Here is a 21979-nt window from a genome sequence, read left to right on the forward strand (position 1 = left end):
GTGGCATTCAGGTGCTGCTGGTGAGGCTCGCGGCTCCTCTTGAACCGAAAAGAACTCCTTCCAATCTTTTCTCTTGGTCTCCAGCCGAGGGTGCAGGTGTTCGAATATTACCGTTGCATCTGCGGAAACGACCAATGGGGTCAGTTGTTGACGGGAGGTCACTATGGACGGTGGTGTTTTCAAGCAGCCGGTTTTCGTAGGGGAGAATGGCTATATCCAAAAGATCGACTGCGTGATGGATGCCATTGAGTTTTTGGAAGAATGGCCTGTGGAGAGACGTGGCCTGCTTCACGCGGCGGCCTGCGAAGCGTGCTACTCGGCTTATGACGGTCGCAAACCAGTCGAGGCCGCACACAAGGCCTTTACGACTTGGGCCCGCAAGGTTGGCGTGATCGAGGACGTGCCCACAGCGCCGTCATGGATGACTGGGCCAAAGATCAGCAACGCCAACCTCTTGTGACGCGTGCGAAAGGACTCCTCGTCAGGCGCGGCTTGCGATGAATACGTGCCGGAGCGAAACGCCGCGTCAGGGGCGCGTATATGGGACCTCGGCCGCCCCTCTTCCTATCCCATAGAACCGGCATTGACTGATGGAGGCCGCGCCGCTGCAAACGCTGTCTGTTCGGCCGGACGACTTCGCCGCTCTCATGGAAGTTCGATCTCGCCGTCCACCACGTGGGTGAGGCCAGTGCCTTCCGCCGTCAGAGTCATGCGGACCTTCAACTTCTTGCCGCCGATTTGCCCTTCGCGCACCGTCTCCTCGATCTTGCGCTGGGAGGTGACGCCGACTTCCTTCAGGAACTTGCGGATCGACATGTTGAAGGCATCTTCGCTCACGGCGGAACTCCTCTCTTGTCCGATAGGGATTTTAAGGGAAGGCAAAGCATCAAGGAAGCAGGACGGTGCCGTGTCCCCATAGGACTGGATGCCGAGCCCGAAGGAGCGTCGGGCTCGGCGATTGGAAGGTATGGAACGGTGATTGGCCTCTGCTGTCGCTAGTTGCGAAGGCAGAACGGTTTTCTAGAACCAACAATGGGGCTCGGCGACGTTGGGGTCTGTCCAATGGGCGAGAGCCCATGACCAGGTTCTGTTTTCCACATCGATAACCATGCCTTCACTCCTGATCCCGATCGGGTGGGTCTCCCGGATTTGGGTGCGGCCACTGGAAGCGGTGCGTCCTGCTGGCGAGACGATAAACGACAAAAAGCAGTCGTTCTGGCAGGATCCAAGCCAAATACGCCAGCCTCAACCACTCACCCCTTGCAGCGAAGTCGGAAGTGTCAGCCCCCGCTAGCATGCCATGGACACCTGGCGCCCTGCCGGCGCCCTCAGCATCCAGAAATTGGCTTATTGACGCACGAGTCCGCGGCACTTCTCGCGTGATTTCATTTGGTATCAATCACATCGAGCCCAGTGTTGCAGAACCGGACTGGTCGTCTCATATGGCGCCCTTCGCCGGGGGCTGTCGGTCCCGCATCCCGCCTTACGGCGGCGCTATGCTGATGCTCCTTCGGCCGCCCTGTTGAACCGGTCTCAGGGCCACGAACCTGCTCCGGCACCGAACTGACCTGTTTGCGCTTACGGACGTTTCGGTGCCTCCACTTTGTACGCCCTTTTCACATTGGTCGGGCGAGCAGTGGGCTCTCCCGATGGAGAGGCCGAGAAGGGCGGAGTTTTGAGCGACGGATTGATGAGGGAAAGAGAGGAGCAAAGGCCCGGTGCGTGCAGAAGTCGCGGAAGCAGAGTGTCACCGAGAGCGGCGGCGGCGCACCGTGCCGCTTGCGCGCCAAGGCCGGCAAGGGAAGCTGCGCCGCGGCGCAACCCGCCACAATCACTGCCTTGCATGCCGCGCCCTTGCCCGCCTTGCTCTTCGCGGCCTCCTGTTCCTGCCCAATTGCTTGGGCGAGAACCGAATAGAAGGGAGGCGCTGCACAGGTGCGCGGGCGAAAATGGAAAAAGCAGAAATTGAAGGGCTGAAGGACAAGGTACCCTGCGCTGCGGTGCTGGAGCGCGCGGGATTCGCCCTCGACGTCAAGCAGAGCACGTGCAAGGCGATGAAATATCGCCGTGAGGCGTCGATCATCATCGTCATCCATGACGGCAAGGGCTGGTTCGACCCGCTTGGCGACGAAAAAGGCGATGTCTTTCGCCTGGTCGAACATCTTGAGAAGGTGCCGTTCGTCGAAGCCATGAATGACGTCGCCAGCCTCGTCGGGTTCGTGCCGTCCGAGCCTGTCTGGCAGCGGGTGTCCCGCCAGCGGGAGCCTGTCCTGTCGATACCGGAGCGCTGGCACGCACGGCGCAGGCCATGGCGCGGATCGGCGACCTGGCGCTATCTCACCGAGGGCCGGCATCTTCCCGATCGCATCGTCCGTGCCTCAATCAGCGCCGGCGTTCTGCGGGAAGGCCCGCACGGCTCGATGTGGGCTGCCCATGTCGACACCAACGGCACCGTTGCCGGCTGGGAAGAACGCGGACCGGACTGGCGCGGCTTTGCCACCGGCGGCGCCAAGGTGCTGTTCCGCCTCGGAAGTCCCGATGCGTTGCGCCTTTGCGTGACCGAAGCCGCGATCGACGCCATGAGCCTTGCCGCGCTTGAGGGTTTCAGCGCCGACACGCTCTATCTCAGCACCGGTGGCGGCTGGTCGCCGGCAACCGATGCGGCGCTCCGCGCGCTTGCCGCCAAGCCGGGTATTGAGCTCGTCGCGGCTACCGACAACAACAAACAGGGCGACATCTATGCCGACCGCCTGCTCGGGCTGGGGGAGGAAGCTGGGTGCGGCAGTGATCGCCTTCGACCTATAGCGGATGATTGGAACGCCGATCTGAGAATGAAAGCGGAAGCAGGAGAGGAGGAAGGAGGAAGCTGCCGCATGCCCGCCGGTCGCCTCAAGGGTGAAGCTTCGCCCGGCTCGCGCCGGCCCTTGACCCGCCCGGGCGGAGAGGCGGCCGCGGGGGGATGGTCCGGAAGAGCCGAAGAAGATGGTGATCCATAGGGGATGAACCGCACTCCGGCTCCGCACAAGGCCAGGAGCCTCCCATGACCCAATCCTTCATCCGCAAGATCTACTTCGGCGTCGCCGATCGCCGGCAGATGTTCCGCCTCTTCGACCGCCACGCCCAGCGGCCCGATCGCTGGGAGGATGACGACGGCGGCCTGTTTGCCGGCGAGTGGTTCGAAATCGCGCGAGCCGAGCACGATTACATGCTCGACCTGCTGCCGCCGCTCTGGATGCGCGGCGAGATGTTCGCCCTGCGCGAGTTCCTCACCGAGAGCCTGACCAGCGTCTTCTACACACTGCGCATCAACGGCAAGACGCGCTACTTCCATGCCTATTGCGACCTCGCGCGGCCCCGCTCGCCGGTCGAGATGCGCGACGCCATCGTCGAACGCGAATCCTGGCCAGTGAAGGCGATGACGCGTGCGGAGCGCCTTGAGCATGTCTGGAGCGCGACCCATGACGAGTACCGCAGCTACGCCGGGGAGCGCCTCGGAGCCGAGCATCGCGGCAAACGCACCATCCTCGTCTATGGCCTGGGGAGGCCCGAGCAGAAATTGCTCGATGACCTGACCGACGACGAGATCGCGGCCAAGCTGCCGGTGCATCTCAGGCACCTTCCCGTCCGCGCAGCGGCGTGAGGGAGGCGGCGATGTTTACCTTCCCGATCGCAGCGGTGCGCAAGGCCATAGAGCGCGGCATCGAGGATGCCGCGGCCAATGGCGGCTTCCGCGATCCTTACTACGGCACCCGCCCCGGCGAGGGCGAGAGGGCGGGCGTGTGGCTGGTCGGCGACGAGGGCGTCTATATCATGTCCAACGGCAGGCTCGCCGAAGGGGCACGCGCGCTCGTCATCTATTCCGAGCAATGCCACCCCAGGGGCTATGTTGACTGGTGGGACTACAAACGCCGCCAGTTCGGCGCCGATGACGGCATCGAGTTCATCGAGGCCGAGCGTCTGCTTCCGCCGTTCGACCGCAACCTGCGGGCTACTCACCTCAACGTCGAACTCACTGAGACCGAAATCGCGCTCTCGCTGATCACCCGCTGACTTCCCAAGCCGCGACATCGATCGCCTGGCCGACCCGCTCGGCCGGGGGTTTGCGCGCGCCTTCAAGACGAGGATTTCTCCAGATGTCCAACGACGATCCATTCACGCTCGATCTGTTCAACACCACCACGCTCTCGTCCAGTCTCGGCTTCGGCATCACCGCCTTCGGCAGCGACTTCGGCGCCGACAAGGCCGAAGCCGAAGAGACTACGACGCCCGCCGTGCCGGAGTCGCAGCCGGCCTTCCAAACCGTCCACTCGCTGTGCCGCGCGGCCGAGGCCGGCCTGGATGGCAATAACTTCTTCCTCGAGACCGATCGCGGTCTTGCCCGGAGCTGGAAGCAGCGAGCCCGCGATAATCTCGATGCGATACGGCTCGCCGCCGAAATCGAGAGCGCCGATCGGCCGGCGACGCGCGAGGAACAGGCGCGGCTGATCCGCTTCACCGGCTTTGGTGCGTCCGAGCTCGCCAATGCGCTGTTTCGCCGTCCCGGAGACGATGATTTCCGCGCCGGCTGGCACGCAATGGGCGCCGAGCTCGAGGAGATGGTGTCGAGCACCGACTACGCTTCGCTCGCGCGCTGCACGCAGTATGCGCACTTCACGCCAGAGTTCATCGTCCGCGCAATGTGGGCAGGCCTGGTGCGTCTGGGCTGGCGTGGGGGCAGGGTGCTCGAGCCCGGTATCGGCACGGGATTGTTTGTGGCCCTGACGCCGGCAGAGCTGCGCGACGAAGTGCACGTCACCGGCGTCGAGCTCGATCCGGTGACCGCGCGAATTGCCAGGCTGCTTCAGCCCCGGGCACGCATACTCAATACCGACTTCGCCCGCACCCACTTGCGGGCTGACTTCGATCTCGCCATCGGCAACCCACCCTTCTCGGATCGTATCGTCCACTCGGATCGCGTCTATCGGTCGATGGGGCTGCGCCTGCACGATTACTTCATCGCCCGCTCGATCGATCTGTTGAAGCCCGGTGGTCTCGCGGCGTTCGTCACCAGCTCGGGCACCATGGACAAGACGGATCGTTCGGTGCGCGAGCACATCGGCAAGACCGCCGATCTGGTCGCCGCCATCCGCCTTCCCGAGGGCAGTTTCCGGGCCGACGCCGGCACCGATGTGGTGGTGGACCTTCTCTTCTTCCGCAAGTGTGGGCACGGCGAGGCCGAAGGCGATCTGTCGTGGCTCGATACGGACGAGGTCCGTCCTGCCGACGGCGGCGATGGCGCGATCCGCATCAACCGCTGGCTTGCCCGGCAACCGGATTCCGTGCTCGGCACGCACGCGACGACGTCGGGACGGTTTGGCGAGACGTATACCTGCCTCCCGTGTCAGGGCGTCGACCTTGCAGAGGCGCTGTCGGATGCCATCTCGCTTCTTCCGGAAGCCATCTATGACGGCGAGCCCGAGAGGATCGATCTCGAAGGCGGGCACACCGAGCACCTCGGTGAAGACCTCCCCGCAGGTCCCTCTATCCGCGAGGGCAGCTTCTTCGTCGCCTCGAACACCGCGCTGATGCAGATGGTCGACGGCGCGCCAGTGACCCTCACCGTTCGCAAGGGCCGGTCGAGCGATGGGATGCTCGACAAGCACGCCCGCATCATCCGCAAGCTGATCCCGATCCGCGACGCGGTGCGCGAGGTCCTCAAGGCGCAGGAGCTGGATCGGCCGTGGAAGGCGGCGCAGGTCAAGCTGCGCATCGCCTGGTCAAACTTCGTCCGTGCCTTCGGTCCGATCAACACTACCGTCGTGTCGACCAGCGAGGACCCGGAGACCGGCGAGGTGCGCGAGACGCATCGCCGCCCGAACCTCGCGCCGTTCCTCGATGATCCTGATTGCTGGCTCATGGCCTCGATCGAGGACTACGACCTCGAGACGGACACGGCGCGGCCTGGTCCGATCTTCACCGAGCGGGTGATCGCACCGCCCGCGGCCCCGATCATCAATTCGCCAGCAGACGCTCTCGCGGTCGTGCTGAACGAGCGCGGCCTAGTCGATATCGATCAGATCGCCGAGCTGTCGCATGTCGATCCCGACCTGGTCATCGCCGATCTGGGCGACGCCATCTACCGCGATCCGGAGAGCGGCGCCTGGCGGACCGCCGACGACTATCTCTCCGGCCAGGTCCGCGGCAAGCTCAAGGCCGCTGAAGCCGCCGCGGCTCTCGATCCCGCCTTCGAGCGCAACGTCCGCGCCCTCCTAGCTGTCCAGCCCGCCGATCTCGGCCCATCCGACATCACTGCGCGTCTCGGCGCACCCTGGATTCCGGCCGCCGATGTGGTCGCCTTCGTCAAGGAGACGATGGGCGCCGAGATCCGCATTCACCACATGCCCGAGCTCGGTTCTTGGACGGTCGATGCCCGCCAGCTCGGTTACATGGCGTCCGGCACGTCCGAGTGGGGCACCGAGCGCCGGCATGCCGGCGAGCTCGTCACCGACGCGCTCAACAGCCGCATGCCGCAGATCTTTGACACCATCAAGGATGGCGACAGCGAGCGGCGCGTGCTCAATGTCGTCGACACCGAGGCGGCCAAGGAGAAACTCACCAAGATCAAAAGGGCCTTCCAAAACTGGATCTGGTCCGATCCCGACCGCACCGACCGGCTGGCGCGGGTCTATAATGACCGGTTCAACAACATCGCCCCGCGAAGGTTCAACGGGGACCATCTGCAACTTGCGGGCGCCTCAGGCGCGGTTTCTCTTTATGGACACCAGAAGCGCGGCATCTGGCGCATCATCTCGGCCGGTTCGACATATCTCGCGCACGCCGTAGGCGCCGGCAAGACCATGACCATGGCGGCCGCCGTCATGGAGCAGAAACGGCTCGGTCTCGTCGCCAACGCCATGATGGTCGTCCCAGGACATTGCTTGGCGCAGGCCGCGCGCGAGTTCCTGGCGCTCTATCCGATGGCCCGCATCCTCGTCGCCGACGAGACCAATTTCACCAAGGACAAGCGGCGCCGCTTCCTCAGCCGCGCGGCCATGGCGAATTGGGACGCCATCATCATCACTCATTCGGCCTTCCGCTTCATCGGCGTTGCGTCCTCCTTCGAACAGCAGATGATTCAGGACGAGCTCGCGCTCTATGAGGTCCTGCTCACCAAGGTCGAAAGCGGCGATCGCGTGTCGCGCAAGCGCCTCGAGCGGCTGAAGGAAGGCCTCAAGGAACGCCTGGAGGCCCTCGCAACCCGCAAGGACGACCTGCTCACCATCTCCGAGATCGGCGTCGACCAGATCATCGTGGACGAGGCGCAGGAGTTCAGGAAGCTCAGCTTCGCGACCAACATGTCGAGCTTGAAGGGGATCGATCCGAACGGCTCGCAGCGCGCCTGGGACCTCTATGTAAAATCCCGCTTCATCGAGACCAGGAACCCGGGCAGGGCGCTCGTCCTCGCCTCCGGTACACCGATCACCAATACGTTGGGCGAGATGTTCTCGGTGCAGCGCTACCTCGGCTACGCGGCTTTGTCCGAGCGTGGCCTCCACGAGTTCGATGCCTGGGCTTCGACCTTCGGCGACGTCACTACCGAACTCGAGCTGCAGCCCAACGGCAAATACAAACCGGTCACCCGCTTCGCCACCTTCGTCAATGTCCCTGAGCTGATCGCCATGTTCCGCACCTTTGCGGATGTGATCACGCCCGAGGATCTGCGCGACTACGTCAAGGTGCCGGCGCTCTCGACCGGCACGCGGCAGATCAGGACCTGCAAACCATCTGTCGCGTTCAAGCGCTACCAGGCTCTCCTCGACGCCCGGATCAAGGCGATCGAAGGGCGCGAAGCGCCACCGGAGCCCGGCGACGATATCCTGCTCTCGGTCATCACCGATGGCCGCCATGCCGCGATCGACCTCCGCCTCGTCGATCCGGACAATGACAATGAGCCGGGCAATAAGCTCAACGACCTCATCGCCAATGCTTACCGCATCTGGCGCGACACCGCAGACGCAGCCTACGTCCGGCCGGACGGCACGCCGTTCGAACTGACTGGCGCCGCGCAGATGATCTTTTCCGATCTCGGCACGCTCAATGTTGAGCGGACGCGGGGCTTCTCGGCCTATCGTTGGATCCGCGACGAGCTGGTGCGCATGGGCGTGCCGGCGGCCGAAATCGCCTTCATGCAGGACTTCAAGAAGTCGGAGGCCAAGCAGCGGCTGTTCGGCGACGTCCGCGCGGGCAAAGTCCGCTTTCTCATCGGCTCGTCCGACACCATGGGCACCGGCGTCAATGCCCAGCTCCGGCTCAAGGCGCTGCATCATCTCGACGTGCCATGGCTCCCCTCGCAAATCGAGCAGCGCGAGGGACGCATCTTGCGGCAGGGCAACCAGCACCACATCGTCGACATCTTCGCCTATGCCACCGAAGGCTCGATGGACGCCCAGATGTGGCAGAACAACGAGCGCAAGGCTCGCTTCATCGCCGCTGCACTCTCGGGCGACACCTCGGTGCGCCGCCTCGACGACCTCGGCGAAGGGCAGGTCAACCAGTTCGCCATGGCCAAGGCGATTGCCTCGGGCGACCCGCGCCTGATGCAGAAGGCCGGGCTCGAGGCCGACATCGCCCGGCTCGAACGCCTGAGGGCGGCGCATCAGGATGATCAGTTCGCCATCCGCCGGCAGATCCGCGATGCCGAGCGCGACATCGAACACTCGACACGTCGCATTGGCGAGATCGGCCAGAACCTCGCGCGGCTGGTTCCGACGACGGGCGAGGCGTTCCGCATGAGCGTGGGCAACGCGACATATGTGGAGCGCAAGCTCGCCGGCCGCGCGCTGATGACCGAGATCCTGACCTTGATCCAGCTCCAGCATGCCGGTACCCGCACCATCGCCGCGATCGGTGGGTTCGAACTCCAATATTGCGGCGAGCGCTTTGGCCAGGACAGCTATGGCTACATCACCACGTTGCTGCGCGCCGGCGCGACGACGCAAGTCGAGTTGCCTGTGACCACCACGCCGCTTCGCGCGATTGCAAAGCTCGAACATGTGCTTGGCAATCTCGAGGAAGAGCAGGAGCGCGCACGCCACCGGCTCGCGGAGGCCGAGCGGCGGCTCGCGTGCTATCGCTCACGCGCGGGCAGTACCTTCGCCTTCTCGGACGAACTGGCCGACAAGCGCCGCCAGCTCTCCGAAATCGAAAGATCGCTGTCGCAGGAGATCGATGGTGTACGCCCCGCTGAGGTGCAGGCGGCGTAACCCGCCCCCACGTTCTGAGCGGCCCTCGCCGGCTCGGTGGAGGGGCCTTCCCGAACGAAGTAGGGAAGCGAAAAAGCAAGGAGGACTGCTCGCAGATCGGGTGGTCCGCCGACGCTGACGCTCAATCGCGCCCGTCGCCATCCCGGCCCGTCATCCTGCGCAGGGCTGAAGAAGCCCCGCTTGGCCAGCCGGGCAGGGATGCTCCAGCGCAATTGCCCCGTCCCGCCCGCTCCCGCGGGCCGGGGGATGTCTTCGGAAAGAAGACGAGAAAGGACCGGCGACGGGGCCTGTCCATAACCCACCAAGGAGCATTCCAATGGAACTGAAGTTTGTCGATCCGCGCTCGCTCAAGGACAATCCTGACAAGGCGCGGCGCTCCAAGTCCAGCCCTCAGGCCGACGCCTTGCTGCTGGCAACGATCAAGGCCATCGGTGTTGTCGAGCCGCTGATCGTCTTCGCTGAGGCCGATGGCGGCAATGGCTTCGTCATCGATCAGGGTCATCGCCGGGCGAAGCAGGCGATCGCTGCAGGTCTCGAAGAGATCGCCGTTCTGGTCGTGCCTCGAGCCGAGGACGGCGGCGCGATGCGCTCGCTGGCCACCTCGATCACGCACGAGCAGCTTAACCCGGTCGATCTGTGGCGTGCGATCGAGCGTCTCGTTGCGCTGAACTGGACCGAAGAGGCCATTGCGATCGCCCTCGCGCAGTCGGTGCGCCAGATCAAGAAGCTGCGCCTGCTCGCCAATGTGCTGCCGGCGATGCTCGACGCCATGGCCAAGGGCGATATGCCGAACGAGCAGCAGCTCCGCACTATCGCGGCCGCTTCGCTTGAGGAGCAGAAGGAGGTCTGGAAGGCCAAAAAGCCGAACAAGGGCGATCCGCAGGTGTCGTGGTGGAGCATCGCCAACGGTCTCACCAAGCGCCGGATGTACGCGCGCGACGCAAGCTTTGGCGACGAGCTGCGCGAGGCCTATGGCATCGCCTGGGTGGAGGATTTGTTCGCACCGGCCGACCAGGACAGCCGGTACACCACCGACGTCGAGGCCTTCCTCGGCGCCCAGCAGGAATGGATGACTCAGAATCTGCCCAAGAAAGGCATCATCACCGAACCGAACACCTATGGAGAGGTGAAGCTGCCGCCAAAGGCGGAACGCGTTTATGGCACGCCGAAGAAGTCGGATCACGCCGCGATGTATCTCGACCGCGAGGGAAAGGTGAAGACCGTTCACTTCCGTCTGCCCGAGGCCAAGAAGAAGGCCAACGCGACGGAAGCCGCCGAGGCGGTCGTCATGCCGAAATCGCGTCCCGATGTGACCCGTAAGGGCATCGAGATGATCGGCGACCTGCGCACCGATGCTCTCCATGAGGCGCTGTCACGGGCGCCGATCGAGGACGACACGCTGTTGGCGTTGCTCGTTCTCGCCTTCGCTGGCCAGAACGTGCGCGTTGATTCCGGTGCCGGCGGCGATCATTGGTTCGGTCGCCGCATGCCTCGGCACGCCGCCACCCTCTTCGATGCCGAGGGCAAGTTCGCTTTCGACGCCGAGACTTTGCGCATCGCGGCCCGGGGCGTCCTCATCGATGCGCTCTCCTGCCGCGAGGGCATGAGCAAGTCGGGCGTGGTGGCGCTCGTCGCAGGGGGCGCGATCGGGGCAGACAGCTTCCTCGCCAATATGGGCACCGAGGACTTCCTGTCCTGTCTGTCGCGTCCGGCGCTCGGGGGCTTGTGCGACGACACGCCGGTTCTGCCGCGGGCGCGCGTAAAGGACACGCGGGCCGCGCTCGTCGAGTACTTCAAGGAGGGGCACTTCGTCCACCCGGCTGCGCTGTTCGCTGCCGATGCGGCAAGCCTGACCGAGTGGCTGTCCAAGAGCACCGTCCCCGAGGCCGAGGACGACGTTGGGCCTGAGGTCGACGGTCTGAGTGGAGAGGACCAACGTTCCGAGAAAGGCGAGCTCGAGGAAGGCTACCGCGAGGCCGCCGAATAGACCTCGCCTCCTTTTGATCGCTCTGCCGCCGCCAGGTTCGCTTGGCGGCTGCAGGTGTACGGCCGCGGCAGCGAGCGCTGGCGATACAATAGAACTCCGGCGTAGGCCCAGGGCCATGATGGTGTGACCGTGTGGTGCGTGCCGAGACACCTTCGGTCGATGAATAGGCAGGTGGCCATGATCACCCGTCCTTCGGTTCCAATGTCGAAGTCGAGGCACGTGCCGGTCCTCACTCGGGCTTTGTGCGGTCCTGAACCTGCGGCCGTCCGCTTCAAGGCCGCGCTCCGCGCCGCGAGGCGGCCGGATCGGTCCGGTCTCGGCATGGCAGGCCCGCGCCCCGCGCGAGGGCTGAAGAAAAGCCCTGCTTGGCCGCAACCCTTCCATGCTCGTCTCGGTCCGCCCGGACCCTGAAGCGCCCGTCATTCCGCCGGTTCTTTTTGGTCCGCGCCCGAGGGAGGGCCGGCACGGAGCCGGTCCTGGCCTTGAGAACCAGAAGAAAGGATATGCCAATGACCAGGAAAGCCGCCAATCCCCGTGCAACCGCCCGCGTCGCTCCGTTGCGCAAGGGCACTACCTTCCAAATGGTCCGACTCGTGTGTCCCGACGCCGCACAGTGCGCGCTCGTCTCGGAGAGCTTTGGCCTCCCGGTGCTCGACAGCGACGGCATTCGCGACTTGCACGAAAAGCTCGTCGTGGACACGGCCACGGCGCTCGACGAGGGGCTTGGGGAACGCGCCATGCAGATACACCTGCAACGCGTCGTCGGTGCCTTTGTCGGGTCCGCCTACGGGGCCGGCCAGTTCTACAGCCGGTCGGTATCCGAAGCTCGGGACGCGACGGCCAAGTCGGCCTGCGACGATCGGAACGAAGACGTCGCAGGTCCGGTCGGCTTCGACAGCGCTGCCCAGCGCAAGCGTGAGTTCGCCGCCGATATGGCACTACAGGCCCATGCGCTGCGCATGGCCGCCGAGGGGGCTATCGCGGCCTACGAGCAGGTTGTAGGCGAGGTCTGGAAGCCCTTCGAGCGTCCAGTCGAAAACCCCGGCCAATCCGTCGACCGCAAGGCGGCCGAATTGCAGATGGCGGCTCTCGGATGAACGTCGAGGGCGGGGCTCCGGTCCCGCCCTCCTTCCATATCGAGCACGTCCGGTTCGTTCGTCCGTCGCATCGACTGCGCGGGGCCCAGCCGATTTTCAAAGGCCGAACACGCGGCTTTCGATCGTGGCCAAGTGAACCTTTCGTTGCGAGCGCCGTCTCCTGGGAACGAAGAGAGACAACCTGCTGCCGTGCGGTGCGCCCGAGCAATATGGCCGCATCGTCTCCCAATTTCCCGCCCGTGGCGACCACTTCGACACGGCATGTTCTTGTTCCAGCGATTTCATGTGCGCGACTTTGCATCGGGGTTCTAGCGTTGCTTCCGGCGCACGACGCTCCGGGGCGGCCGCCGATGCCAGTTCCTTTCGTCAGCCTCGGCCCGATCGGCATATTGGGCTCCCTTCACCGCCCAATCCCGCTCTCTGGTGATGGCTTTCCTAGTGCGGCTGCGGATCTTCCACGATCAACCCGCAAGAGGTCCGCTAGCATGCTGCGGCCGCTCGGCTGGCGCCTTCGGGTGATCGCGCCCGCCTCTCCGCACACTGACGGAGCCATCGAGCGGGAATTGGCCCGCTCCAAGATGGAGCAATCAGATGTCCCACGATCTCATACTCGCCCAAAAAGCCGCATGGTCTCTCGCTCGCACTCTCATGGTCCCGGTTATCCTCTTCCAGGTCGACGACGAATTTGGCGTCGTGCCCGCCGCTGAGCTCGACGACGCCGATGTCGAAATCCTTTTCGAATACGATCCCTATAGCGGTGGCCGGTCGGTTCATTGAACCGACCTTCTCTCGACTGCATTCAGGCGGCGCCCAGCGCCGCCTTCCTATTTTCTGACGGCCGCTCGCGCCCCGTCCTTCTCGAGGTCCTGGCGGAACCAGGCAGTCAGCGCAACGGCTTCGCCGTCCTCCGCTGTCGCTGCGGCCCACCCCATCGTGCAAGCACGATGGGGCCCGATAGGGTGTGCGGCCCGCCTTCCTGCTCCGCCCGAGCGGACCCCCCTTGACGGGGCCGCGATCGGCGCGGCCAGCAACTGGAGGTTCATGAAAATGACCAGGAAACAAAATGCAGAGCGCATGGACGTCTATGCGCGGATCACCGACCGCATCGTAGCCGAGCTGGAGAAGGGTATCCGTCCTTGGATGCAGCCATGGCAATCGAGCAATGCCTCCGGCCGCGTCACCCGGCCCCTCAGACACAATGGTCTGCCCTATAACGGCATTAACGTGCTGCTGCTTTGGTCGGAGGCTGTCGCACGCGGGTTTTCCAGCCCGATGTGGATGACATTCAAGCAGGCGCTCGACCTTGGCGGCGGGGTTCGCAAGGGCGAGACCGGCTCTATGGTGGTCTTCGCCAGCCGCTTCACCAGGACGGAGACGGACATCAGGGGCGAGGAAATCGACCGCGAGATCCCGTTCCTCACGGCATATTCCGTTTTCAACATTGCGCAAATCGATGGCCTGCCGGACCAGTTTTGTCGATCGCAGGCAGAGCCGGTGCGCGATCCGATCGCCCGAATCGGGCATGCCGACCAGTTCTTTGCCAATACCGGTGCGCTAATCCGGCACGGGGGGGATCGCGCCTACTATGCCCCGGTGACGGACCATATCCAGATGCCGCCGTTCCAGACGTTCCAGGACGCCGCGTCATACGTTGCCACGCTCAGTCACGAGGTCACCCATTGGACTTCGGCGCCGCATCGCGTGAATCGCGACCTTAGCCGCTACGCCAAGGATCGCAGCGAGCGAGCGCGCGAGGAACTGACCGCCGAGCTCGGAAGCTGCTTCCTCTGCGCCGATCTTGGTATCGCGCCCGAACTCGAGCCCCGGCCGGACCATGCGAGCTACCTCGGCTCGTGGTTGAAAGTCCTCGCCGACGACAAGCGCGCGATCTTCTCGGCCGCAGCCCATGCGCAGCGCGCCGTCGCTTTCCTGCATGGCCTTCAGCCGGAGACCGCAGAAGAACGCGATGCTGCCTAATGTTTCACGCATCAACTTTGGAAGGGGAGGTCATGTGCCTCCCCTCTGTTTCGCTCGGACGTGCCGGCAGATGACCTCGCCTACAGCTAAACTGCACGGCAAGGGCGCATCGGATCGTAAGCGCTGGTGCGTCTTTGCTCGCGCAAGTTCCGCAGTGAGTCGGTCTTTCCGGTTCGCATCCGTCGAAAGCAGATGCTGGCTTGAGGTCGGCTAGGCGGAACCGACATTAATCTCAGCTGTCTTTCTGGCTCAGCGCGTTCATCACTCGTGCTGCGAGGTCTTTACGTGCGAGCGTCCCTTGCAGGCGAATGACTGGGACATTTTGCTTGGAAAGCCAGGTTTCACGCCCAACAAACCTTTGGAGGACATTGATCTGCCGGACGAGATTAAAGAGCGGATTCGTCAGCGCCTCATTCTGCCGGGCTACCGATATCATCACCCTCAACGTTCAGGCCAAGGGCGTGCGCATCGTCCCTCGACACCCGGGCCAGCGGCGAGAACGCACCAAGCCACCGTGTCGTGGTCGGCAAGGCCGAGATCGGCACCGCCTGGTCCAAGCGCTCTAACAAGGGCCGCGGTTATCTCGGGCTCAAGCTCGACGAGCCGAGCTTCGCCGCTCCGAACTACGAGAACCTCTTCGCCAACGAGGAAGGCGAGGGCCACAGCCTCATCTGGTCCCGCCCCAACCGCCGCAACGGCGAGTAACAGGTAGCCAGCCCGTTCGGCTTCGGCGCCTGACACCGAGCTTCAGCGGTGAAGCCGCGATCAACTGCTCTTTCGCAACAGAATTCCATTGTCGGGCAGTACTTCAATTCCAGCCTTCTCGAGCGCATTCACAATCGCTAATATATTGTTTGCGATCGGAATCCGCGCCCCGCGTTCGAAATCAGCGATTGTCTGCCGTGCGACGTTTGCCACACGGGCCAAATCATCTTGGCTCCATCCCAACATTGCACGCGCGCCGCGACACTGTTCGGGGCTGAAATTCGCAGCCCTGTCGCCAATATTATGATTGACGTCAATCAATTTGTACACTATCCCTGCCTGAACTAGCGGTCGAAGAGGGTGCGCGAACACCCTTTTCGACCTGACCAAAGCCAAGCTGTGTGGGAGCTCGGATCATGGCTGATTCCGACAATACCACGACTTTGCCTTCCGTCACGCTTGGACGGGAGATGCGGTCTCCGTTGACCAAAGAGCGTGCCGGCCCTTCAGCCGAAGCCCTGTTGTCACCCGATCCCGCACTTCTCCTGTCCCTTGCCTGGATCGACGCCCATGTTGCGATGCTGGCTTCCTGCGTCCGGCAGCAGCAGGAGGAGGAGACACTCTTGGAGCGGCGCGCGCTTGCCACCGGCGCAGTTATTAGGCGCGGGGAGGGGGCTAGCGCCGATTGCGACGATCTCGATCCCCGGGAACAGGATGATGCCGAGAAGGCCGACGCCTTGCTGGCTGAGCTTGCGTCGACGCCTGCTCAATCGTTGAAAGGCGTGATCGCCAAACTCGCGGTCATCCTTCGGGAGGCGACTGACAACACCGACCTTTGCGAATTTCCGCTTCCGCAGATCCGCTCTGCCTTGGCCGATTTGCGGCGTCTCACGCACGCGGCGGTCAGCGACCAGCCTGCCGGCTGGCCCGCCGGCGACCAATCGATCGGCTCGCTGTTCGAGCAGTCCGCATCATCCTTCGCGGCCTGGCGCGCCTTCGGTGCGTGGAGCCAAGGTGATGACGAGGCCTATCGCAGCTGGACGAACACATTCAAAATACTGCAGGGCGCAAGCCAATAAGCCTCGCTAGGCCCCTGCCTGATCGCTCGTCGCCAAGGTCTCTCCTCGTCCATTCGTCAATGACGGAATCCAAGGATTTCGCTTAACGCCGCGTCCCCCTATCAAATCCACGAGAAGGGAAGGTGCGGATGAAGCCGGATACATCGCAGTGGCGTGACCCACAGGCATATGCATTCGTCAAAGGCGCAACCGCCGATCAGATTGCCTGGGAATTCCTGCGACGCAATCCGCAATATCAGCAGGACTTCGCGACCTCACGCTCGGCTAAGGCGATGCGCGCATTACGCAAGCGCTGGGGTTTGCAGTTTCGCCGCCCGGCCTGACCAGTCCGCGGTAGAGCAGCCCGTCTGTTGGGCGCCTCAGATCAACCCTGGGGTCGTCAACCTTGTCGCGCTTCCGCGGGGCCTGCGCACGGGTCAGGGCAGCGCCTCCGACGTCCAACTGGCCGCGGGCCGGCATGACGAGGTCGGCCTTCACGTGCGTTCGTCGCCGGGCGGTATGCAACTGGCGCTTCTTGGCGACACCAAGCCAGACGAACCGCTCGCCGCCATCATACCGCTGGACGAAATGGCGCACGACCGCCTGCAAGCCGTCGAGCGGTTCATCCGCTCGATCTACAGGCAGCACCTTCCCGACGCCCGTTTGACCGCGGGCCAGCGCCGGCGCCTTGGGCACATGCTGCGATGCTTGGATGGCCGGGAAGAGCAGGCATCCCATTTTGAAGTCGCGACCGCCTTGTTCGGTCGGCGACTGGTCAGCGCCGCCGACTGGCACGACTCGGCTTTTCGATATCAGACGCATCGCTTAGTGCGCGATGGCTTGAAGATGGCCGAGCGCGGCTATCGCCAACTGCTTCGCACGCGACGGCGTCATTCCTGAAAAGGTTTCGACGCCGCCTGGTTCACTTAATGCGTTGCATGCAAGCCCAGGGTTACCACACTGAACTGAATGGCGTTTTGCGCCGCCTTGCGGCCGTTGAGGTCAGCTCTGCTGCTCAGCTAAGCGGACGACGCCAGGGCAGGGCTCGTTCGTTGAAAGTCTGACCCGAAGCAGCGTGAACCAACGATCGAACTCAGGCATCACCGTCTTCGGGCAATAATCTCGACCGGTGCAATCTGGCCCGCTGAAATACTTTCGACCATATTTCGGACCATCTGCGGCCGCCGCGCTCCCATGAGTGTCTGGATCCCCAGTACTGCCTGCTCAGTGGCCGCCTGGGCGCGCTGCCTCGCGAAATGGTCAAGCGCAACATCGCGCCGCTCGCGTTCCGACAATATCTCGAACCCTGCCGCGGAAAGCGCGGCGCGGTACTGCTCCGGCGCGGCGAGCGCGTTGGTGTCTGCCGTACTCGCCCATGGCAGCGGATAAGACAGCTCGCCGGTTCCGGTACGCATGACGTCGAAGACACCGAAATGCGCCCCCGCCCGCAGGACGCGCGCAACCTCCGAAAATAGTGCGCCCTTGTCGGCAATGTTCATTCCGACGTGCAACATGTAAGCGGCGGTGAACGATCCATCTGCGAAGGGCAGCGCTAAAGCATCGCCCTGCTGCAATGAGACGCGCTCATCGAGATGCAGCCAAGTGGAGAGCACATTGCCGGCTTCGACGTAGTCGCGAGTGAGATCCACGCCGTTCACCTGGCAGTCGTAGCGCGCAGCGATCTGTCGCGCCGGTCCGCCCAGGCCGCAGCCGATGTCGAGCACTCGATCCTGGGTAATAAGCGCAAGTTGCCCTGCCAACTCTTCCGTGACGGCGCGGCCGCCAATGTGAAACTCGTCCACCGGCGAGAGGTCCTCGGCCGTGACTGTGCTTTCGGTCTTCCCCATGGCGGCAAGACCATCACGGATATCTGCGAGCAGGGTGCCTCGCGCGTAGTGGTCAGCAACCTGTGAACCCGGCGCCGCTTCCATGATCATCGCCCCTTGGTGACAGCTCGCGGATAATCTCAACCAACTATCGACATTCTCGAATTCGGTCGGCTCGACGATCATACCATCCGACCCGATGAAGCCAAATGCGGTGACACGCCCAGTGCGGTTATAGCCCAGCGATCGTGAGGGGTGGCCCGGTAATCTCCATATCGAACTGGGCCGCGACGTCCTTGATTGCCGCAAGGTCGCGCGGAATTTCCAGTCCCTGCGCGGCAACCGCCGGGAAAAAGTTCTCGAGACCACCCGGGGACAGGATGGCGATCCATCGCGCACGCTCAATGACGACGAAGGTGTGCTCGACGCCAGCGGGAATGTAGAACACTGCCCCGGTGGTAAGCTCGGAAATTTCCCCGGCGCGCCAGAAGCGCAGCCGCCCTTGGAGAATGACGAAGACTTCGTCGGACTTGGGATGGCGATGACGCGGCGGTCCGTCTCCCGGGCCAGCATTGGATGCGAATGCCCCGAGCTTGCCGCCAGTCTCGCGCCCAGTCAGCAGCGTTTCGTAATGCGTACCATTCCAGTCGGTTTGAGTACCAGGTGCTGCCCGCGTTTGCATCTTTCGCCACGTGTGGTTGATGTGAAGCTTGATGGTGTCACGATAGCTACACGCTGGCCTCAGGCGGTCGCCTCGTATGAACATACGAGATGCGCCGGGAACGGTTGTCAGTGAAGCCGGCTTCCGGCAAACTGCAAGTCCCTTCAGGCGAGGGAGCGGTGAAATCCGGCACACATGCACGATTTCGACGGCATGGTGGGGCAGATCTACGATGCGGCGGTCGAACCCGGCCGCTGGCCGCAGGTTCTCGAGACGCTGTCCGATTTCCTCGAAGGCGCCGCCACCAAGCTGACATTCCAGAACACAAGAACGTTGCGCAGCGAAGCGAATTCGGTGCGCATGCCGCCCGAGGCGGACATCACCTATGCGCGGTACTACTACAAGACAAATGTGTTCCTGCCGCGCATTGCGCGGCTGCACGCCGGTACGCTGATCCCAATCTGGGAGCTCCTGCCTCGCGAGGTCTACCGGCGCTCCGAGTTCTACAACGACTTCTGCCGGCCTGGCGACATGTGCCACTCGATCGGACTGGTGCTGGCCAACGAGCCGGACACGCGCGTCGTGTTCACCTGCGGACGCGCCGAGACGACAGGAGAGTTCGAGCCCGAGCACCTCGACCGGTTGCGTCGTATCGGGCCGCATCTGGTCCGCGCGGCGAGCCTGGGATTGCGCCTCTCGCGTTCGGAGATCGCCAGGAGTGCCAATGTCGAGGCGCTCGACCGCGTCGCCCAAGGCGTGTTGATCGTGGCGGCAAGCGGCGAGATCCTGTTCGCCAACCGAACGGCCGAAGCGCTGCTCAATGAAGCCGACGGAATCAGGACAGAGAAATCGGCGCTGCGCGCAGCCAGGCGCGCGGATGCCGCGCAATTTCAAAGGTTGATCGTCGCGGCTGCGGAGCGGTCGGACACCGCGGGCGGCGTGATGGCGCTCGCGCGGCCGGCACCGCGGCGACCGCTGAGCGTGCTGGTGGCACCGCTGAAGATCGAGTCGACCTGGTTCGTGACCGGCCGCCCCGCCGCAATCGTGTTCGTGGCCGATCCGGACAGCGCGCCGGGGACCACGCAGGCCCAGGTGCGCAATCTCTATCGGCTGACCCCGGCCGAGGCCGCCGTGGCCATTGCAGTCGCCCGCGGCGAAGGACTTCAGGCGGCCGCAGACGAGCTCGGCATCAGCCTGACCACGGCGCGCACCCACCTGCAGCACGTGTTCGAAAAGACGGAGACGCGGCGGCAGGCGGAGCTGGTGCGCCTCATTGCGGCGAGTGGCGTTTACGAGTGACAATCTGGAGCGCAGCAAGGCTCGCCCAAGCTGGTACAAGAGCTTTCGCGTGTCTCGACCGGCTCCGACAGCAGCCAGCAACGGCATTACCAGTCAGCACGCGGGACGAGGCCGATCCCATCCGCGATCGCCAGATGGATCCAGGCTCTGATGCAGCACATGTCAGGCCGCGGCAACATCAGCAGCGGCGAAACGGTCCACACCATCTTTGATCGCAAATGATCCCATCGTCTCCGTCTTCCATTTCACAGAGCGCACCAACGACCTCTCGAACGGGCTGATCTGGCCGAAGGACGGCTGAAGCCTCGACCGCCTATGCCGCAATGGCGCGTCGCGCGTTTCTTCCCCTGGGCGAAGCCCATTCCTCGCGCAACCAATAAACCCGCGCCTGCGCCATCCTGCGCTTTGCTGCGGTCGCAAGCGATGCGGCAGCGGTCGCCTCCGGCCTCACGATCGCCATCGAGGCCGCATGGTGCGGGCTCGCAAACGAGAACGGAGACTGAAAATGGCTACCATCGGCAGCTTCAAGAAGACCAATGCGAACGAGTTCACCGGCGAGATCGTCACCCTCAGCGTCCAGGCCAAGGGCGTGCGCATCGTCCCCGACATCCGGGCCAGCGGCGAGAACGCTCCAAGCCACCGCGTGGTGGTCGGCAAGGCCGAGATCGGCGCCGCCTGGTCCAAGCGCTCCAACGAGGGCCGCGACTATCTCGGGCTCAAGCTGGACGATCCGAGCTTCACCGCTCCGATCTACGCCAACCTCTTCGCCGACGAGGAAGGCGAGGGCCACAGCCTCATCTGGTCCCGCCCCAACCGCCGCAGCGGCGAGTAACAGTAGCAAGCCCGTTCAGCTTCGGCCGGACGGGCTTCGGCGTCTAAAACAGGGCTTCAGCGGTGAAGCCGCGATCAACAGCTCTTTCGCAACAGAATTCCATTATCGGGCAGTACTTCAATTCCAGCCTTCTCGAGCGCATTCACAATTGCTCACAGGCAGCACCTTCCCGACGCCCGCTTGACCGCGGCCCAGCGCCGACGCCTTGGCCACATGCTGCGATGCCTCGATGGCCGGGAAGAGCAGGCATCCCATTTTGAAGTCGCGATCGCCTTGTTCGGTCGGCGACTGCTCAGCGCCGCCGACTGGCACGACTCGGCTTTTCGGTATCAGACGCTTCGCTTGTGCGCGACGGCTTGAAGATGGTCGAGCGCGGCTATCGCCAACTGCTACGTGCGCGACGGCATCATTCGTGAGACCGTTCCGGCGCCGCCTGGTCCACGCGTTGCCTGCAGGCCCAGGCATACGATTCTGAAGTGAACGGGAGCTTTGCGCCTTCATCTCGGCCATTGAGACAAACTTAGCTTCTGCCCAAACGTGGACATCCCGGGTGACATGCTGGAGGTCGTCATGCGCCTGAAGCACCCGATGCGAAGTGGATCCCCATCCGCATTGCCAGGGTTCGGCGTCCAGTCAGTCCCCACGCCTGGTTCGCCGCCGACCAACTATTGAGCGCCGGGCGTCCATTCGGGCAGCGGCGCTAGGCTGCGGTTGAACTGCTTCCACCACATGGTCTCATCGATCTCGCAGCAGGCGCGAAGCATGGCGTGCGCCTTCTCGAAAGCCTGGGTGGCGAGTTCATCGAATGTCATCCGCGTATCATATGGCACCGATACCACCAGCTCCTGACCGGTCTGTGTGCCGCCTTCGTCAACCTGAAGATAAAGCCAAACGACGAAATGCGCGCCTTGGCCGCTTGCGTCCGCATTGCCGATCTTGATGCGGTCGATGCCTGCTGCGGTGACTTTCATGCAGGGGCCCCTCCATTCGAATTCATAATGAAGCGGAGAAGTCCGCTGCGGTCATGAAGGTTCCGAAGCCGTTGTCATTATGGTGAAGAGCTGGTTAGGCCCCCTTGAGCTTTCTTATGAACTTCACACAGGTTGGTGAAAATCAGGAATTGCTGAAAATCAAGCCGACTGATCGCACCTAGTGCTGGACCTCGGTGGACACCGTTGGTCGGTTTACCTTTGAGGAGAGTGATCGCGGCCACCGGATGCAAAGAGAATACGGGCGACGCTCGCCCGTATTCTCATAATTAGCGATGTTAGGCCCAAATGCATCTGCCTGGACTT

The 21979-nt window shown here is 63.6% G+C and carries 21 protein-coding genes and 1 pseudogene; 16 read left to right on the top strand and 6 right to left on the bottom strand.

Translation table 11 applies throughout. From position 1 onward, the window contains the following. Positions 1 to 163: 163 nt before the first annotated feature. Complete coding sequence (locus tag FJ423_RS10565) at positions 164 to 460, top strand: DUF982 domain-containing protein (protein WP_140841443.1); 297 nt, start codon at positions 164 to 166, stop codon at positions 458 to 460. 185 nt (positions 461 to 645) lie between these two features. On the opposite strand, the gene FJ423_RS10570 is transcribed toward FJ423_RS10565, so the two are convergent. Next, a complete protein-coding gene (locus tag FJ423_RS10570; RefSeq protein WP_140541140.1) occupies positions 646 to 837 on the bottom strand; it encodes a DUF6494 family protein in 192 nt (63 codons plus the stop codon). A 1112-nt stretch (positions 838 to 1949) separates the two neighbouring features. On the opposite strand from FJ423_RS10570, the gene FJ423_RS10575 reads away from it, so the two are divergent. The 8 genes from FJ423_RS10575 to FJ423_RS10610 all read left to right on the top strand — a co-directional run bounded on the left by FJ423_RS10575 (position 1950) and on the right by FJ423_RS10610 (position 14303). Further along, complete coding sequence (locus FJ423_RS10575; RefSeq protein ID WP_140841445.1) at positions 1950 to 2996, top strand: DUF3991 and toprim domain-containing protein; 1047 nt, start codon at positions 1950 to 1952, stop codon at positions 2994 to 2996. A gap of 44 nt (positions 2997 to 3040) precedes the next feature. Continuing rightward, the gene (locus FJ423_RS10580) at positions 3041 to 3640 is read left to right on the top strand and encodes a DUF1419 domain-containing protein (protein WP_140841447.1); all 600 of its coding nucleotides are present in this window, start codon (positions 3041 to 3043) and stop codon (positions 3638 to 3640) included. A gap of 11 nt (positions 3641 to 3651) precedes the next feature. Continuing rightward, the gene (locus FJ423_RS10585) at positions 3652 to 4050 is read left to right on the top strand and encodes a DUF3085 domain-containing protein (RefSeq protein ID WP_140841449.1); all 399 of its coding nucleotides are present in this window, start codon (positions 3652 to 3654) and stop codon (positions 4048 to 4050) included. Positions 4051 to 4133: 83 nt separating this feature from the next. Continuing rightward, a complete protein-coding gene (locus FJ423_RS10590; protein ID WP_140841451.1) occupies positions 4134 to 9242 on the top strand; it encodes an N-6 DNA methylase in 5109 nt (1702 codons plus the stop codon). A gap of 316 nt (positions 9243 to 9558) precedes the next feature. Continuing rightward, positions 9559 to 11229 (top strand): ParB N-terminal domain-containing protein, encoded by a 1671-nt coding sequence (locus tag FJ423_RS10595; protein ID WP_140841453.1) that lies wholly within the window; start codon positions 9559 to 9561, stop codon positions 11227 to 11229. A 509-nt stretch (positions 11230 to 11738) separates the two neighbouring features. After that, entirely contained in the window at positions 11739 to 12326 is a 588-nt protein-coding gene (locus FJ423_RS10600) for a hypothetical protein (RefSeq protein ID WP_140841455.1), read from the top strand. Positions 12327 to 12917: 591 nt separating this feature from the next. Next, positions 12918 to 13103, top strand: a complete 186-nt coding sequence (locus FJ423_RS10605; protein WP_140841457.1) for a hypothetical protein — start codon at positions 12918 to 12920, stop codon at positions 13101 to 13103. Positions 13104 to 13373: 270 nt separating this feature from the next. Beyond that, on the top strand, positions 13374 to 14303 hold the full coding sequence (locus FJ423_RS10610; protein WP_140841459.1) for a zincin-like metallopeptidase domain-containing protein: 930 nt from the start codon (positions 13374 to 13376) through the stop codon (positions 14301 to 14303). Positions 14304 to 14535: 232 nt separating this feature from the next. On the opposite strand, the gene FJ423_RS34110 is transcribed toward FJ423_RS10610, so the two are convergent. After that, entirely contained in the window at positions 14536 to 14739 is a 204-nt protein-coding gene (locus FJ423_RS34110) for a hypothetical protein (protein ID WP_246680138.1), read from the bottom strand. On the opposite strand from FJ423_RS34110, the pseudogene FJ423_RS10615 reads away from it, so the two are divergent. Beyond that, positions 14675 to 15008: pseudogene (locus FJ423_RS10615) on the top strand (DUF736 family protein). The gene FJ423_RS34110 and the pseudogene FJ423_RS10615 overlap by 65 nt on opposite strands. Positions 15009 to 15068: 60 nt before the next feature. Here the strand turns inward: FJ423_RS10615 and FJ423_RS10620 are convergent. Next, positions 15069 to 15329 carry a helix-turn-helix transcriptional regulator gene (locus FJ423_RS10620; protein ID WP_246680130.1) on the bottom strand — a complete coding sequence of 87 codons (261 nt, stop codon included), beginning with the start codon at positions 15327 to 15329 and terminating at the stop codon, positions 15069 to 15071. 95 nt (positions 15330 to 15424) lie between these two features. Here FJ423_RS10620 and FJ423_RS10625 point away from each other — a divergent pair, with 95 nt between their 5' ends. From FJ423_RS10625 to FJ423_RS10635, 3 genes are all read left to right on the top strand, one after another. Continuing rightward, positions 15425 to 16087, top strand: a complete 663-nt coding sequence (locus FJ423_RS10625) for a hypothetical protein (RefSeq protein WP_246680131.1) — start codon at positions 15425 to 15427, stop codon at positions 16085 to 16087. Between the two features lie 128 nt (positions 16088 to 16215). Then, positions 16216 to 16410: a DUF6499 domain-containing protein gene (locus FJ423_RS10630; protein ID WP_140841461.1), complete on the top strand. Its 195-nt coding sequence runs from the start codon at positions 16216 to 16218 to the stop codon at positions 16408 to 16410. Between the two features lie 175 nt (positions 16411 to 16585). Next, positions 16586 to 16966 carry a DUF2285 domain-containing protein gene (locus FJ423_RS10635; RefSeq protein WP_246680132.1) on the top strand — a complete coding sequence of 127 codons (381 nt, stop codon included), beginning with the start codon at positions 16586 to 16588 and terminating at the stop codon, positions 16964 to 16966. Between the two features lie 200 nt (positions 16967 to 17166). Here the strand turns inward: FJ423_RS10635 and FJ423_RS10640 are convergent, their stop codons facing one another. Together FJ423_RS10640 and FJ423_RS33505 are read right to left on the bottom strand one after the other, a co-directional pair. Beyond that, positions 17167 to 18078 carry a methyltransferase domain-containing protein gene (locus FJ423_RS10640; protein ID WP_140841463.1) on the bottom strand — a complete coding sequence of 304 codons (912 nt, stop codon included), beginning with the start codon at positions 18076 to 18078 and terminating at the stop codon, positions 17167 to 17169. Between the two features lie 46 nt (positions 18079 to 18124). After that, positions 18125 to 18574: a cupin domain-containing protein gene (locus FJ423_RS33505; protein WP_181174772.1), complete on the bottom strand. Its 450-nt coding sequence runs from the start codon at positions 18572 to 18574 to the stop codon at positions 18125 to 18127. 174 nt (positions 18575 to 18748) lie between these two features. Here FJ423_RS33505 and FJ423_RS10650 point away from each other — a divergent pair, with 174 nt between their 5' ends. The 3 genes from FJ423_RS10650 (at position 18749) to FJ423_RS34115 (ending at position 21044) form a co-directional block, all read left to right on the top strand. Beyond that, the gene (locus tag FJ423_RS10650) at positions 18749 to 19852 is read left to right on the top strand and encodes a LuxR C-terminal-related transcriptional regulator (protein WP_140841466.1); all 1104 of its coding nucleotides are present in this window, start codon (positions 18749 to 18751) and stop codon (positions 19850 to 19852) included. A 505-nt stretch (positions 19853 to 20357) separates the two neighbouring features. Continuing rightward, on the top strand, positions 20358 to 20684 hold the full coding sequence (locus tag FJ423_RS10655) for a DUF736 domain-containing protein (protein ID WP_140841468.1): 327 nt from the start codon (positions 20358 to 20360) through the stop codon (positions 20682 to 20684). Positions 20685 to 20897: 213 nt separating this feature from the next. Beyond that, positions 20898 to 21044 carry a DUF2285 domain-containing protein gene (locus FJ423_RS34115; protein WP_246680137.1) on the top strand — a complete coding sequence of 49 codons (147 nt, stop codon included), beginning with the start codon at positions 20898 to 20900 and terminating at the stop codon, positions 21042 to 21044. Between the two features lie 305 nt (positions 21045 to 21349). Here FJ423_RS34115 and FJ423_RS10665 read toward each other — a convergent pair whose 3' ends face one another. Further along, a complete protein-coding gene (locus FJ423_RS10665) occupies positions 21350 to 21655 on the bottom strand; it encodes a hypothetical protein (RefSeq protein ID WP_140841470.1) in 306 nt (101 codons plus the stop codon). Positions 21656 to 21979: the final 324 nt, after the last annotated feature.

Source organism: Mesorhizobium sp. B2-8-9 (assembly GCF_006439475.1).
Taxonomy (GTDB): Bacteria; Pseudomonadota; Alphaproteobacteria; order Rhizobiales; family Rhizobiaceae; genus Mesorhizobium.